Annotated in this window: 13 protein-coding genes; 6 read left to right on the plus strand and 7 right to left on the minus strand. The window is 75.2% G+C overall.

The genetic code is table 11. From position 1 onward, the window contains the following. Positions 1-15 precede the first annotated feature (15 nt). The 4 genes from pcaDC to pcaH are packed head-to-tail and all read right to left on the minus strand — an operon-like array spanning position 16 to position 3,803. Positions 16-1,257 (minus strand): bifunctional 3-oxoadipate enol-lactonase/4-carboxymuconolactone decarboxylase PcaDC, encoded by a 1,242-nt coding sequence (gene pcaDC, locus H5V45_RS10530; protein WP_185252884.1) that lies wholly within the window; start codon positions 1,255-1,257, stop codon positions 16-18. Next, entirely contained in the window at positions 1,254-2,492 is a 1,239-nt protein-coding gene (locus tag H5V45_RS10535) for a lyase family protein (RefSeq protein ID WP_185252885.1), read from the minus strand. The genes pcaDC and H5V45_RS10535 overlap by 4 nt, the downstream gene beginning before the upstream one ends. 10 nt (positions 2,493-2,502) lie before the next feature. Beyond that, the gene (gene pcaG, locus H5V45_RS10540) at positions 2,503-3,048 is read right to left on the minus strand and encodes a protocatechuate 3,4-dioxygenase subunit alpha (protein WP_185252886.1); all 546 of its coding nucleotides are present in this window, start codon (positions 3,046-3,048) and stop codon (positions 2,503-2,505) included. Next, positions 3,045-3,803, minus strand: coding sequence for a protocatechuate 3,4-dioxygenase subunit beta (gene pcaH / locus H5V45_RS10545; protein WP_185252887.1), 759 nt, complete (start codon positions 3,801-3,803; stop codon positions 3,045-3,047). Before pcaH ends, pcaG begins: the two co-directional genes overlap by 4 nt. 69 nt (positions 3,804-3,872) lie before the next feature. Here pcaH and H5V45_RS10550 point away from each other — a divergent pair, with 69 nt between their 5' ends. After that, on the plus strand, positions 3,873-4,619 hold the full coding sequence (locus H5V45_RS10550; RefSeq protein WP_185252888.1) for an IclR family transcriptional regulator: 747 nt from the start codon (positions 3,873-3,875) through the stop codon (positions 4,617-4,619). A gap of 240 nt (positions 4,620-4,859) precedes the next feature. Here H5V45_RS10550 and H5V45_RS22650 read toward each other — a convergent pair whose 3' ends face one another. Together H5V45_RS22650 and H5V45_RS22655 are read right to left on the minus strand one after the other, a co-directional pair. Further along, positions 4,860-5,537, minus strand: coding sequence for a response regulator (locus H5V45_RS22650; protein ID WP_185252889.1), 678 nt, complete (start codon positions 5,535-5,537; stop codon positions 4,860-4,862). Beyond that, entirely contained in the window at positions 5,534-5,893 is a 360-nt protein-coding gene (locus H5V45_RS22655) for a hypothetical protein (RefSeq protein WP_185252890.1), read from the minus strand. Before H5V45_RS22655 ends, H5V45_RS22650 begins: the two co-directional genes overlap by 4 nt. Positions 5,894-6,064: 171 nt before the next feature. On the opposite strand from H5V45_RS22655, the gene H5V45_RS10565 reads away from it, so the two are divergent. From H5V45_RS10565 to H5V45_RS22660, 4 genes are all read left to right on the plus strand, one after another. Further along, positions 6,065-6,529, plus strand: a complete 465-nt coding sequence (locus H5V45_RS10565) for a response regulator (protein WP_185252891.1) — start codon at positions 6,065-6,067, stop codon at positions 6,527-6,529. 31 nt (positions 6,530-6,560) lie between these two features. Continuing rightward, complete coding sequence (locus H5V45_RS10570) at positions 6,561-8,168, plus strand: sensor histidine kinase (protein ID WP_185252892.1); 1,608 nt, start codon at positions 6,561-6,563, stop codon at positions 8,166-8,168. 128 nt (positions 8,169-8,296) lie between these two features. Continuing rightward, entirely contained in the window at positions 8,297-8,782 is a 486-nt protein-coding gene (locus tag H5V45_RS10575) for a hypothetical protein (protein WP_185252893.1), read from the plus strand. Further along, complete coding sequence (locus tag H5V45_RS22660; RefSeq protein ID WP_185252894.1) at positions 8,779-9,816, plus strand: ATP-binding protein; 1,038 nt, start codon at positions 8,779-8,781, stop codon at positions 9,814-9,816. The genes H5V45_RS10575 and H5V45_RS22660 overlap by 4 nt, the downstream gene beginning before the upstream one ends. Before the next feature lie 139 nt (positions 9,817-9,955). On the opposite strand, the gene H5V45_RS10585 is transcribed toward H5V45_RS22660, so the two are convergent. Continuing rightward, on the minus strand, positions 9,956-11,413 hold the full coding sequence (locus H5V45_RS10585) for a benzaldehyde dehydrogenase (RefSeq protein ID WP_185252895.1): 1,458 nt from the start codon (positions 11,411-11,413) through the stop codon (positions 9,956-9,958). A 111-nt stretch (positions 11,414-11,524) separates the two neighbouring features. Here H5V45_RS10585 and H5V45_RS10590 point away from each other — a divergent pair, with 111 nt between their 5' ends. Continuing rightward, entirely contained in the window at positions 11,525-12,724 is a 1,200-nt protein-coding gene (locus H5V45_RS10590; protein WP_221633979.1) for a 4-hydroxybenzoate 3-monooxygenase, read from the plus strand. Positions 12,725-12,830 lie beyond the last annotated feature (106 nt).

The following is a 12,830-nucleotide window of genomic DNA, read 5'->3' on the forward strand; positions in this document are numbered from 1 at the left end:
CCGGGTCGGCGGGCGTCAGCCCTCGGCGGCCATCTCGTCGAGCACCCGGGACGCGACGCGGAAGGCGGAGTTGGCGTCCGGGACGCCGCAGTAGATCGCGGTCTGCAGCAGCAGCTCCTTGATCTCCTCGACGCTGACGCCGTTCGTGCGGGCCGCGCGGACGTGCATCGCGAGCTCCTCGTGGTGCCCGCGCGCGACCAGGGCGGTGAGCGTGATCAGCGAGCGGCTGCGGCGGTCCAGCCCCGGGCGGGTCCAGATCGAGCCCCAGGCGTACTCCGTGATCAGCTGCTGGAAGTCCCGCGTGAAGTCGGTCGTCCCGGCCTCGGCGCGGTCGACGTGCGCGTCGCCCAGCACCTCCCGGCGTACGCCGAAGCCGGCGGCCCGGACCTCGCCGACCGTCAGGTCGTCGCGGGGCGACGGGCCCGAGGCACCCGCGCCCGGCCCCGCGGCCGGTGCCTCCCCCAGCAGGTGCTCGCGCAGCAGCGCGGCGACGGCACCGGGCGCCTCGGCCGGGGCCAGGTGGGCCACGCCGGGCAGCTCGACGAGCCGGCCGTCGCGGACGCCGGAGGCGATCTCCTGCAGCCCCGACGTGGGCGTGACCGCGTCGGCCGCGCCCGAGACCGCCACCACCGGGGCCGTGATCTCGCCGAGCCGGTCGCGCACGTCGAAGCCGGCGAGCGCGCCGCACACCTGGACGTACCCCTCGTCGGAGGCCGACTGCAGCGCGTGCAGCAGCGCCGAGCCCCGCTCGGGCTCGCGGTCGAGGAAGCCGGGGCCGAACCAGCGCTCGGCGGAGCCCGGCACCATCACCGGCGTGCCCGAGACCGAGACCTGGCCGATCCGGCCGGCCCACATGTCCGGCTCGCCGATCCTCGCGCCCGTGCAGAGCAGTGCGGCGGCCGCGACCCGCTCGGGGGCGTCGAGCAGCAGCTGCAGCCCGACCGCGCCGCCGACGGAGTCGCCGGCGTAGAAGAAGGTGCCACCGGGCTCGCCCCGCGCGACGAGCAGGTCGTCGACGACGCGGAGCACCCCGACGGCCAGCTCGGCCATCGTGAACCCCTCCTCGGGCACGGCGGTGTTGTGGCCGTGGCCGGGCAGGTCCCAGCCGACGAGGTCGAACGACGCCGTCAGCTCGGCCGCGCAGGCGCTCCACAGCGCGGTCGCCGAGGTGCCGAGCGAGGGGCCGAGGACCAGCAGCGGCAGCTCGTCGCGGTTGCGGGCGCCGGTGAGGCGGACGGCGGTGATGCTCGGGGTCACGGGGTCTCCTCGTGGGTGGCCAGGACGCCGGCGGCCCGGGCCAGGGGGGCTTCCAGGAACGCGGCGCTCGCGCCGAGGTAGTCGCCGCCGGCGGCCGACCCGGCCAGGGCGGCCATCGAGCGCTGCTCGGCGCGTACGTCGTCAGCCGCGGCGTGCAGGGTGGCCGCCATCCGCTCACGGTGCACGTGCAGGCCGGCGACGAGGTCGGTGGTCTGCGAGCCCGCGACGACGGCCCGGCGCAGCAGGGTGCGCAGCGTGGCCCACTCCGCGTGCCAGGCGCCGTCGGCGCGCTCGTCGACCTGGCCGGCCGACGCCAGGTGCAGCGTCGCCGCCAGCGCGGGCGTCGTCAGCGCGGCCCGGCGGACCAGGACGGAGAGGACCGGGTTCGCCTTGTGCGGCATCGTCGACGAGCCGCCACCGGTGCCCTCGGCGAGCTCGCCGATCTCCGGCCGGCCCAGCAGCAGCACGTCGTTCGCGATCCGCGCCCACGCGTCGGTGCAGGTGGTGGCGGCGTCGCCCAGCCGGGTGACGGTCGCCCGTGAGGTGTGCCAGGGCGTCGAGGCGGTGAGCCCCAGGCGCGTGGCCAGCTCGAGCGTCAGCATGGTGGCGGTCTCGACGGGGTTCCGCTGCGCCCCGGCGAGCTCGACGGTCGCGGCCATCGTGCCCGCCGCGCCGCCGACCTGCACGGGCAGCACCAGCGCCGCCACGTCGTCGTACGCGTCGAGCACGCCGGTCAGCCACTGCGCCGCCTTGAGCCCGAAGGTCGTCGGGACGGCGTGCTGGGTCAGCGTGCGGGCGACCATGGGGGTGCCGCGGTGCTCCTCGACCAGCGCCGCGAGCAGCGCGACCTGCGCGCGCAGCGACGCCCGCAGCGACGCGACCGCCGCCCGGGCCCCGAGCATCAGCGCGGTGTCGACGACGTCCTGGCTGGTGAGGCCGCGGTGCAGCCAGCGGGCGGCCTCGGCGTGGCCGCCGGCCGCCAGGCCGTCGCGCAGCAGGGCGACCAGCGCCATCGCCGGGTTGCCGCCGCCCTCGGACTCCGCGGCCAGCCAGTCGGCGTGGTGCGCGCCGACGAGCGACCAGAGGTCCTCCTTGGCGGCCTCGACGGGGGCGATCCCGGAGCCGACCAGCGCGTCGAGCCAGGCCTCCTCGACCGCCACCATCGCCGCCAGCAGGGCGTCGTCGGTGAGGACGTCGCCCGCGCGGTCGTCCCCGGGCCAGAACAGGTCAGCCATGCCCCCAGTCTCACCCATGCGTCAGGAAGACGGTCTCGCCCTCGCCCTGGAGCCGGATGTCGAAGACGAAGCCGTGCTCGTCCGCCGTCGCGACCAGCGTGCCGCGGCGCGCGGGGTCGACCGAGGCGAGGAACGGGTCGTCGTCGGTGGCGGGACCGGGCAGGTAGGCCCGGGTCAGCAGCCGGTGCAGGAGGCCGCGCGCGAACACCGTCACGGCGACGTACGGCGCGTGGCCCGGCGTCGTGGCCCCCGGGACGACCGTCGAGAAGGTGTAGGTCCCGGCGTTGTCCGTCGCGGCGCGACCCCACCCGGTGAAGGTGAAGCCGTCGCGGTGCCAGGAGCCGGCCGCCCGGGACACCACGCCCGCGGCGTCGGCCTGCCAGATCTCGACCAGGGCGTCCGGGACCGGGTCGCCGGCGCCGTCGAGGACCCGCCCGTGCAGGCGGACCGCGTCGGCCCGGCCCGGCGGGACCAGCTCGCTGTCCCCGTCGTACGGCAGCGCGTAGCCGAAGAACGGACCGACCGTCTGGCCGGGCGTGGGCTCGAGCGTGCTCATGCGTCGTCCCCCTCGTCCAGCGGCGTGCGGTGGCTGCCGGTGAGCACGATGTCCCAGCGGTAGCCGGTGGCCCACTCCGGCGAGGTGAGGTCGTGGTCGTAGGTCGCCACGAGCCGCTCGCGGGCGGCCGGGTCGACGATCGACTGGTAGATCGGGTCGAGCGCGAAGAGCGGGTCGTTCGGGAAGTACATCTGCGTGATCATTCGCTGGGTGAACTCCGTCCCGAACAGCGAGAAGTGGATGTGCGCCGGCCGCCACGCGTTGCGGTGGTTGCGCCACGGGTAGGGCCCGGGCCGGATCGTGGTGAACGCGTAGACCCCGTCGCCGTCGGTCAGGCAGCGCCCGACGCCGGAGAAGTTCGGGTCCAGCGCGGCCGGGTGCTGGTCGCGCTGGTGGAGGTAGCGCCCCCCGGCGTTCGCCTGCCAGATCTCGACGAGCTGGTGGCGCACCGGGCGTCCGTCGCCGTCGAGGACCCGACCGGTCACGAGCATCCGCTCGCCCACCGGCTCGCCGCGGTGCTGGATCGTCAGGTCGGCCTCCAGCGGGTCGACGTCCTGGTGCCCGAAGACCGGCGCCCAGAGCTCGATGCCCTCGGGGTCGGCGGGCTGCGGCGCCTTGGTGGGGTGGCGCAGCAGGCTGGAGCGGTACGGCGCGTAGTCGAGCCGCGGCTGGGTCTCCGGGCGGCCGGCGGCGGCGAAGTCGTCGGCGATCGCCGCCATCTCCGCGCTCACGTCGGCCTGGGTGGTCTCGGTCATGGCGGGAGGCTAGGTCCGGCCCGGGCGCGCCGACGACCACCCCCTTCCGGCCAGTGGAACACTGACCGGATGGCCGGCAACTCCTCCACCCCCGGCGCGAGCGTCACCTCGAAGGCGCTGGCGCTGCTCGGGGCCTTCGACGAGCAGCACCGGCGACTCACGCTGACCGAGCTCGCCGCCCGGGCCGACCTCCCCGTCCCGACCACCCACCGGCTCGTCGGCGAGCTGGTCGCGTGGGGGGCGCTGGCGCGGACGCCGTCGGGGCAGTACGTCGTCGGGCGGCGGCTCTGGGACCTGGGCCTGCTGGCGCCGGTGCAGACCGGGCTGCGCCAGCTGGCCTCGCCGTTCCTGCACGACCTGTACGGCGCCACGCTCGCCACCGTGCACCTGGCCGTCCGCGACGGGCTCGAGGTGCTGTACGTCGACCGGCTGGCCGGCCACGCGTCGGTGCCCGTCGTCAGCAGCGTGGGGTCCCGGCTGCCGCTGCACGCGACCGGCGTCGGCAAGGTGCTGCTCGCCCACGCCCCGCCCGAGGTGCAGGCGGCCGCCCTGGTCGACCCGGTGCGGATCACGGCGTACACCGTCACCCAGCCGGGGCGTCTGCACCGCCAGCTCGCGCGGACGGTCCGCGACGGCTACGCCACGACCGTGGAGGAGATGAGCCTGGGCGCGTGCTCCGTGGCGGTGCCGATCCGCCGGGGCGAGGACGTCGTTGCGGCGCTCGGCATCGTGGTGCCGCGCTTCGGCAACGACCGGCCCCGCCTGGTCGCGGCCCTGCAGGTCGCCGCCCGCGGCATCGGCCGGCAGCTGGCCTGAGCCGCGGGCGGGACGTGCGACGACGCCCGACCTGACGGGTGACGGGTCAGGGGAACACCGTGGTCTGCGCCAGGCCGGACGCCGTGCTGACGCCGGCCCTCGGGGGAGCGGTCCGACGCCACGTCCCAGTCTGGAAGGGCGCCCCCGCCCCCGCATGACACGGACAGGCCTGATCGCGGTGGTGCATGGGTACCAGTCCAGACCGGTCCGGTCCCTGGGGTCGGCCCCGGCGAGGCCGCGTCAGCTGTCCGGGAGCAGGCCCTCGCGCACGGCGATCGACAGCGCCTCGAGCTTGGAGTGCGCGCCGAGCTTGGCCGAGAGGTTGGCGATGTGGTTGCGCACGGTGTGCACACTGACCACCAGGCGCTCGGCGATGGCGGAGTTGGTGAGGCCGTCGGCGACGAGGTCGAGGACCTCGCGCTCGCGCTCGGTGAGCTCCTCGTGGCGGCTGCGCCCGCCACGGTGCAGGCGGGGCAGCAGGCGGGCGAGCATCTCGGGGGAGATCACCGCCTCGCCGCTGGCGGCGGCGCGCACGGCCGCGGTCACCTCGTTGAGGCTGCGGGTCTTGGAGACGAAGCCCGACGCCCCGGCCTCGATGGCCGAGACCAGCACGTGGTCGGCAGCGCTGGCGGTGAGCATCACGATCCGCAGCGAGGGCCGCAGCCGGAGCAGGTCCGCGATCGCGGCCACCCCGTCGCCGTCGGGCATCCGGTGGTCGAGCAGGACGACGTCGGGCGTGGTGGTGCGGACCAGGCTGCGGGCCTTCTCCAGCGTGGGCGCGACCCCGACGCTGCGGAGGTCGGGCTCGCGGTCGAGCACGGCGGCCAGGCTCGTCGCCAGCACCTCGTGGTCGTCCACGACCAGCACCCGGATCGGCGCGTCTTCGCCGGGCTCCGGCCCGTCGTGCTGCCCGCTCACCGGTCGGCCCCCAGCTCGCGGTCGGACACGACCGGCGCGGGCCGGTTGATCAGCACGTCGTGCACGGCCGCGCCGGTGGCCGGCGAGCCGGTGATGACCAGGGTGCCGCGCGCGGCGTTGGACTCCCGGTCGGTGGCGCGCTGCAGGTCCTCGAGGGTCTCCCAGAAGACGGTCGCCGAGACGGAGCCGGTCTCGCGCTCCACCAGGACCGTCACGCCGGCGTACCCCGGCAGCACCTCGATCTCCGGCAGCAGGACGTCCAGCATCGCATCGAAGGCCTCCCGCGTGGGGTGGGCCTCGGTCGGGAAGTGCCAGGTCCGCGCCAGGAGGGAGCGGGACCGCGGAGGCTCGCTCACGGGCAGTCCCCGAGTGCTGCCGCGTGCTCCATGGAATCCCCCGTCGAGCCGGACTGCGCGTGCAGTCGGACTGAAGTAGTGCCAAGGTACTAGATGAGGTGGTGCCCGCGCGTCCCACACGGGAAACCTCCACGCGTCACGATGGACGTCTGCCCAGGAAGGAGGTCGTGCATGTCGGTCATCCGTGTCGTCGTGGCCGATGACGACCCCGCTTTTCGCGGCGCGCTCCACGACGTCCTCCAGGCCGACGCCCGCTTCGAGGTCGTCGGCATCGCCGCGACCGGCCACGAGCTGGCCGAGCTGGTGCGCGACCTCCAGCCCGAGGTCGTGCTGCTCGACGTCCGGATGCCGGGAGGCGGCGAGGTCGCCGCCCGCGCGCTGACCGGGCCCGACGCCGTCGGCGAGGTCCCGACCGTCGTGGTCGTCTCCGCGCAGTCCGGGGCGGCCGGCATCCTGTCGATGCTCCGGGCCGGCGCCGTCGGCTTCCTCGGCAAGGGGCGCCTCGGCGCCCAGCTGCCCGACCTGCTTGCCCGCATCATGGAGGGCGAGGTCGTGCTCGCCGTGCCCGGTGCCGCGGAGGCCCTGCGCCAGCTCGTCCGCGACGGGGACGCCGCGGTGACCACCGACGCCCGCTGACGCACCCCCCTCACCTCTCTCGGAGCAGACGATGACCGCAGCACCGCCGTGGCGCGAGGAGCCGCGGTCGGTCTACGACATCCTCGACGCCGCGCCGAGCGCGGTCGTCGGCGTCGACGCGTCCGGGACCATCGACTACGTCAACGGCAACGCCCTGGCCATCTTCGACCACCGGGCCGAGGAGCTGCTGGGCCAGCCGATCGAACTGCTGCTGCCCGCCGGCAGCCCGGTCCACGAGGTCGACGGCGCCACGGCGTACGCCGGGCTCGCCTCCGCCCGGGTGCTCAGCGTCGACGAGCCGACCGAGGGGCGGCGCCGTGACGGCAGCACGGTGCCGGTCGACGTCCGGGTCACCGCGCTGACCACCGAGCTCGGGCCGTGGTTCCTGCACGCGTTCGTCGACGTCTCGACGCGACGCGAGCGCGAGCAGCGGATGGAGGGGCTGAGCCGGGCGTACCTCACGCTGGCCCGGATCAACCAGGCCATCGTCCGGGCCGGGACCCCCCAGCAGCTCTTCGACGAGACCTGCCGGGTGGCGGTCGAGCAGGGCGGCTTCCTGGCCGCGTGGGTGGGGGTGCCCACGGCCGACGGCCGCGTGGAGACCGAGGCCCGCGCCGGCGTGCTCGACGACTACATCGACGGGCTGCACATCACCCTCGACCCCGACGACGAGCGCGGCCGCGGCCCGACCGGGCGGGCGCTGCGCTCCGGGCTGCCGGCGTACGCCGCCGACTACCTCGCCGACGAGACCACCCGGCGCTGGCACGCGGCCGGCGAGCTCGCCGGCGTCAAGGGCTCGGCGACGCTGCCGCTGCTGCGCGGCGGGCGGATCGTCGCCGGGCTGACCTTGTACGCCGACGACGTCCACTTCTTCGACGAGCAGATGCGCGAGCTGCTGGAGGGGATGGCGCGCAACGTGTCGTACGCCCTCGACGCGTGCGACGCCCGGGACCGCCTGGAGAGCGCCGCCGCCCAGCGCAGCGAGCTGCTGCGCCGGCTGATCCGGGCCCAGGAGCAGGAGCGCGCCCGGATCGCGGCCGACGTGCACGACGACTCCGTGCAGTCGCTGGCCGCCGTCGACCTGCGCCTCGGGCTGCTGCTCGGCGCGGCGCGGTCCACCGCTCCCCACCTCGAGCCGGCCATCCTCCAGCTGCAGGACATCGTCGCCGACGTGTCGAGGGGGCTGCGCGGGCTGCTGTTCGACCTCGAGCCGCTGCCGCCCGGCGCGACCCTGACCCAGCTGCTGCGCGACGTGGCCGCGCACGCGCTGGAGGACGCGCCGACGACGTGGTCGGTCGACGAGCCCGACGGCCCCCTCCCCCCACTGCCACACGAGGCCGTCACCCCCCTCATCCGGATCGCGCAGGAGGCGCTGGCCAACATCGTCAAGCACGCCCGGGCGCGCCACGTCCGCATCGAGGTCGCGGGCGAGGCCGACGGGGTGGCCGTCCGGATCGCCGACGACGGCGTCGGCCTGGCTCCCGGCGACCTGGGGCCCCGGCCGGGCCACCGCGGCGTCACGACGATGGTCGACCGGGCCACCGTGGCCGGGGGCCGGTGCGACGTCACGAGCAGCGGGACCGGCACGACTGTGGCGGTGTGGCTGCCGCTCACGACCCCGCACACGGTCATCGTCTGAGCCGATCCGGTCACCTGCGTGGGAGGCCCGGCGTGGTCACCGCGGGTGGCGCGCGTGGTGCATGCGTACTACGCGAGACCACACCTCGGGCCCTGACCGCGGAGCCGCCGCTTCGCGAGGCTGGTGCCATGATCACCGTTCTCGGGCTCCTGCTGCTCTCCTCCACCGCGGTCGCGGTGGTCTGGCATTCGCAACCGGGGCCGTCGCGCCCCCGCCGCCACGTCCGCCGACCCGCCCCCCAGCCCGCCCGCCGGATCCACCACCTCGAGCGACGCCCGGAGCGCGCGCACCGCGCCGACCTGCAGCGGCTGCTCGCCGCCCAGGTGCCGTCCTCGGTGGCCTGCTTCGTGCTGCAGCGCGGCGAGCGCGACCAGCTGCCGACCGGGCTGCTGTGGGCGTGGACCTACCGCCACGGCGGGATGCTGCTGGCGCTGGCGCTGGCCGCCGGCCTGGGTCGCGAGGACCTCGAGTGGCACCTGAGCGACGCCGGCACCCTGGACCGCGGGTCGCTGGCCCTGCACGCCGAGCTCAACGGCTACCTCTTCCGCACCCCCTCGATGAGCGACCTGTGGCGGCTCGTGCCGCTCGAGGCGACCGTCGACCGCCAGCTGTGAGCGGGCCGGACCACTTCCGCGCCGCGTTCACCCAGTTCACCGTCGGCGCGCTGGTGCTGACGCCGGTCGCGGACGGTCTCGAGGTCGTCGACGCGAACCAGGCCGCCGCCGAGCTCCTGGGCGTCGACCTCCCGAGCCTGCTCGGACAGCCCAGCGGCCACGCCAGCAAGCAGGAGGACCTCGCCCGGATCCTCGCGGCCGTCGACCGCCTGCTGGCCGGCTCCCTCGACCGGTGGGAGGCCGAGCTCGAGCTGCACGACACCCCGGTCCGCTGGGTGCGGCTGGTGCTCACGGCCCTCCCGCCCGACGGCGTACGCCCCCTGCTGCTGGCGCAGCTCAGCGAGCTGGACCGCGCCCGCTCCGACTTCGTGTCGTCGGTGAGCCACGAGCTGCGCACCCCGCTGACGACCGTCCTGGGCTACACCGAGGTGCTGCTCAGCGGTGCCGCCGGACCGCTGACCGACCAGCAGACGGGGATGCTGCTGCGCATCGAGCAGAACGGCGACCGCCTGCTCGCGCTGCTGGAGGACCTCCTGACGCTGTCGCGGATCGAGGCCGGCAGCTTCCGCATCGAGCGCCGCGAGGTCGACCTCGTCGCCACCGTCGCCCGCGCCGTGCGCACCACCTCGCCCCTGCTCGACGGCCGCCGGCTCGGGCTGACCGTCAGCACCGACCGGATCGCCGTGAAGGTGCCCGGCGACGCCGAGCAGCTCGAGCGCGTGGTCGTCAACCTGCTGTCGAACGCCGTGAAGTTCACCCCCGACGGCGGCCAGATCTCCGTCAGCGTCGAGGGCGACGACCACGGCGGCACCGTGCACGTCACGGACACCGGCATGGGCGTGCCCGCCGAGGACCACGAGCAGCTGTTCACCCGCTTCTTCCGCAGCAGCACGGCCTACGACCGCGCCATCCCCGGCACCGGCCTGGGCCTGTCGATCGTGAAGTCGATCGTCGACGGCCACGGCGGCGCCGTCAGCGTGCGCTCGGCGCCGGCGCGCGGCTCCCGCTTCTCCGTGCGGCTGCCGGCCCGGTAGCCCATCGCTCCGCCTGCCGCCGGCCTGCGGCCCGGGACGCCCCGGCCCTTCTGTACCCCCGTGACGGGGGCCGGGGTGTCCCCGACCGCAGGCCGGTGGCGGTGGGCTGGCGGTGGGCTGGCGGCGGACGGCGCGGGCCTCAGAAGGGGTACGGCGCGATGTCGGGGCGCACGGTGAGCCACTGCAGCTCGGTGAACGAGTCCAGGTTGGCCCGGGCGCCGCCGATGCGCGAGCCGTTGCCCGAGCTCTTCATCCCGCCGAACGGCGCGTTGGCCTCGTCCATGACCGTCTGCTCGTTGATGTGCACCTTGCCGGAGACCAGCCGGTCCGCGATCCGCATCGCCTGGCCCACGTCGCCGAGGATGCCGACGGACAGGCCGTACTCGTTGGCGTTGGCCAGCTCGACGGCCTCGTCGACGGTCGAGAACCGCATCACCGGCGCCACCGGGCCGAAGATCTCCTCGCTCCACGCCGGGCTGTCGGTGGTGACGTCGACGAGGACGGTCGGCTGGTAGTACGGCCCGTCGATCGAGCCGCCCGCCGCCACCCGCGCGCCCTGCGCGACGGCGTCGCTGACGATGGCGTCGATGCGCTTGAGCTGCTTGGCGTCGATGACCGGGCCGAGCGCGACCGTGCCGGAGGCCGGGTCGCCGACCGGCAGGTGCCGCGCCTTCTCGGCCAGCGCCTCGACGTAGGCGTCGTAGACCGACTCGTGCACCAGGTGGCGCCCCGACGTCATGCAGATCTGGCCCTGGTGCAGGAAGCTGCCGAAGGCGCCGGCCGAGGCCGCCAGCGCGAGGTCGGCGCCCTCCAGCACGATGAGGGCGTTGTTGCCGCCGAGCTCGAGGTGGGCGCGCTTGAGGTGCCGCGCGGCCAGCTCGCCGACGGTGCGGCCGGCCGCGGTGGAGCCGGTGAACGAGACGACCCGCACCTCCGGCGCCTCGACGACGGCCGCGCCGATGTCGGCGCCGCCGGGCAGCAGCGCGAGCAGGCCGCTGGGCAGGCCGGCCTCCTCGAAGATCCGCACCAGCGCCACGCCGCCGCACACGGCCGTGCGCGGGTCGGGCTTGAGCAGGACCGCGTTGCCGAGCGCGAGCGCCGGGGCGACCGCGCGGATCGACAGGATCAGCGGGAAGTTGAACGGCGCGATGACCGACACCACCCCGACCGGACGGCGCCGGGAGAACGACCAGCGGTCGTCGTTGCTGGTGAGCACGTCGCCCGCCGGGTGCGAGGTCAGCGCCGCCGCCTCGAAGCACTCCTGGGCCGCGATGTGCGTCTCGAGCGCGGCCTTGGCGCCGATGCCGCCGGACTCGCGGACGATCCAGGACTCGACGTCGGCCGCGTGCTCCTCCCAGAGGGCGCCGGCCCGGCGCAGCACGGCCGCGCGGACCTCGGGCTTCTCGGCCGCCCACGCCGCCTGGGCCGCGGCGGCCACCCGGGCGGCCTCGCGCACGTCCTCGGGGTCGGCGACGCCGTACGTCCCGAGCACCTGCCCGGTCGCCGGCTCGACCGCGTCGGCGGTGCCGCCGCGGCCGTCGCGCCAGCCGTCGATGTTGATCTTGCCGTGCCAGACGGTCGTGTCGAGGAGGGTCATGCACCAGTCCTACTCCCCCGCCGGTCGCCGCACGAGCCCCGGCCGGCCGGCTTCCGGCCAGCGGAAGGGGGCGGTGGTGGCGCCGGCGTACGCCCCGCGAGACTGCGCCGCATGACGACCCTGCCCGCCGACGACCTGCGCACCCGCGTCGCCATCATCGGCGCCGGCCCCGCCGGCATGCTGCTCGCCCACCTGCTCGCCGCCGAGGGCATCGAGTCGGTGGTGGTGGAGACGCGCTCGGAGGAGTACGTCGCCAGCCGGATCCGCGCCGGCATCCTCGAGCACTCGACGGTGGACCTGCTCCGTGCGGCGGGGCTGGGCGAGCGCCTGGACCGGGAGGGACACGAGCACCGCGGCATCTACCTGCAGTGGCCCGAGGAGCGGCACCACCTCGACTTCGTCGACCTGACCGGGCGGTCGGTGTTCGTCTACGGCCAGACCGAGGTGCAGAAGGACCTGGTCGCGGCCCGCCGGGCCGCCGGGCAGTCGGTGCACTACGAGGTCGCCGACACCGCGCTGCACGACCTGGAGACCGACCACCCGTCGGTCACCTTCACGGACTCCACCGGGCGCCCGCGGCGGCTGGTGGCGGACGTCGTCGTCGGGTGCGACGGGTCGTTCGGGCCGAGTCGTGGCGCCGTACCCGCCTCCCTGCGGCGTACCTCCGAGCGCGTCTACCCCTACTCCTGGCTGGGGATCCTCGCCGACGTCGCGCCGTCGACCGACGAGCTGATCTACGCCTGGCACGACGACGGCTTCGCGATGCACTCGATGCGCTCGGCGACGGTGAGTCGGCTGTACCTCCAGGTCCCGAACGACACCGACGTCGCCGACTGGTCCGACGACCGGATCTGGGACGCGCTCGCGACCCGGCTCGGCCACGGCCAGGACGGCTGGCAGCTGACGCCCGGCCCGGTCACGGAGAAGAGCGTGCTGCCGATGCGCTCGTTCGTGCAGACCCCGATGCGCCACGGGCGGCTCTTCCTCGCCGGCGACGCCGCCCACATCGTCCCGCCCACCGGCGCCAAGGGCCTCAACCTCGCGGTCGCGGACGTCGGCCTGCTCGCGCCCGCGCTGGTGGACCTGCTCGGGCGCGGCGACGCGCGGCTGGCCGACGCCTACTCCGACACCGCCCTGCGACGGGTCTGGCGCTGCACGCACTTCTCCTGGTGGATGACCTCGATGCTGCACCGCTCCGGCGACGACTTCGACGCCCAGCTCCAGCTCTCCCAGCTGCGCTGGGTCACCTCCAGCGAGGCCGGCGCCACCGGCCTGGCCGAGAACTACGCCGGACTGCCGATCGGGATGTGACCGCAGGCGGGCCCGGGGCGATCGCCGAGTCGGCGCATCTGCAGATCCCGGAGGCGTCGAGTCGGCGCGTCTGCAGATGCGACCCGGCCGGCGGTGGGCCATCAAC

The organism is Nocardioides luti, assembly GCF_014212315.1.
Classification (GTDB): Bacteria; Actinomycetota; Actinomycetes; order Propionibacteriales; family Nocardioidaceae; genus Nocardioides; species Nocardioides luti.

Coding starts and splice junctions, on each gene's coding strand:
- H5V45_RS10565 (WP_185252891.1), top strand. CDS start 6,065: ATGTCGGTCATCCGTGTCGTCGTGGCCGATGACGACCCCGCTTTTCGC.
- H5V45_RS10585 (WP_185252895.1), bottom strand. CDS start 11,413: ATGACCCTCCTCGACACGACCGTCTGGCACGGCAAGATCAACATCGAC.
- H5V45_RS10535 (WP_185252885.1), bottom strand. CDS start 2,492: ATGGCTGACCTGTTCTGGCCCGGGGACGACCGCGCGGGCGACGTCCTC.
- pcaG (WP_185252886.1), bottom strand. CDS start 3,048: ATGAGCACGCTCGAGCCCACGCCCGGCCAGACGGTCGGTCCGTTCTTC.
- H5V45_RS10570 (WP_185252892.1), top strand. CDS start 6,561: ATGACCGCAGCACCGCCGTGGCGCGAGGAGCCGCGGTCGGTCTACGAC.
- H5V45_RS10550 (WP_185252888.1), top strand. CDS start 3,873: ATGGCCGGCAACTCCTCCACCCCCGGCGCGAGCGTCACCTCGAAGGCG.
- pcaH (WP_185252887.1), bottom strand. CDS start 3,803: ATGACCGAGACCACCCAGGCCGACGTGAGCGCGGAGATGGCGGCGATC.
- H5V45_RS10575 (WP_185252893.1), top strand. CDS start 8,297: ATGATCACCGTTCTCGGGCTCCTGCTGCTCTCCTCCACCGCGGTCGCG.
- H5V45_RS10590 (WP_221633979.1), top strand. CDS start 11,525: ATGACGACCCTGCCCGCCGACGACCTGCGCACCCGCGTCGCCATCATC.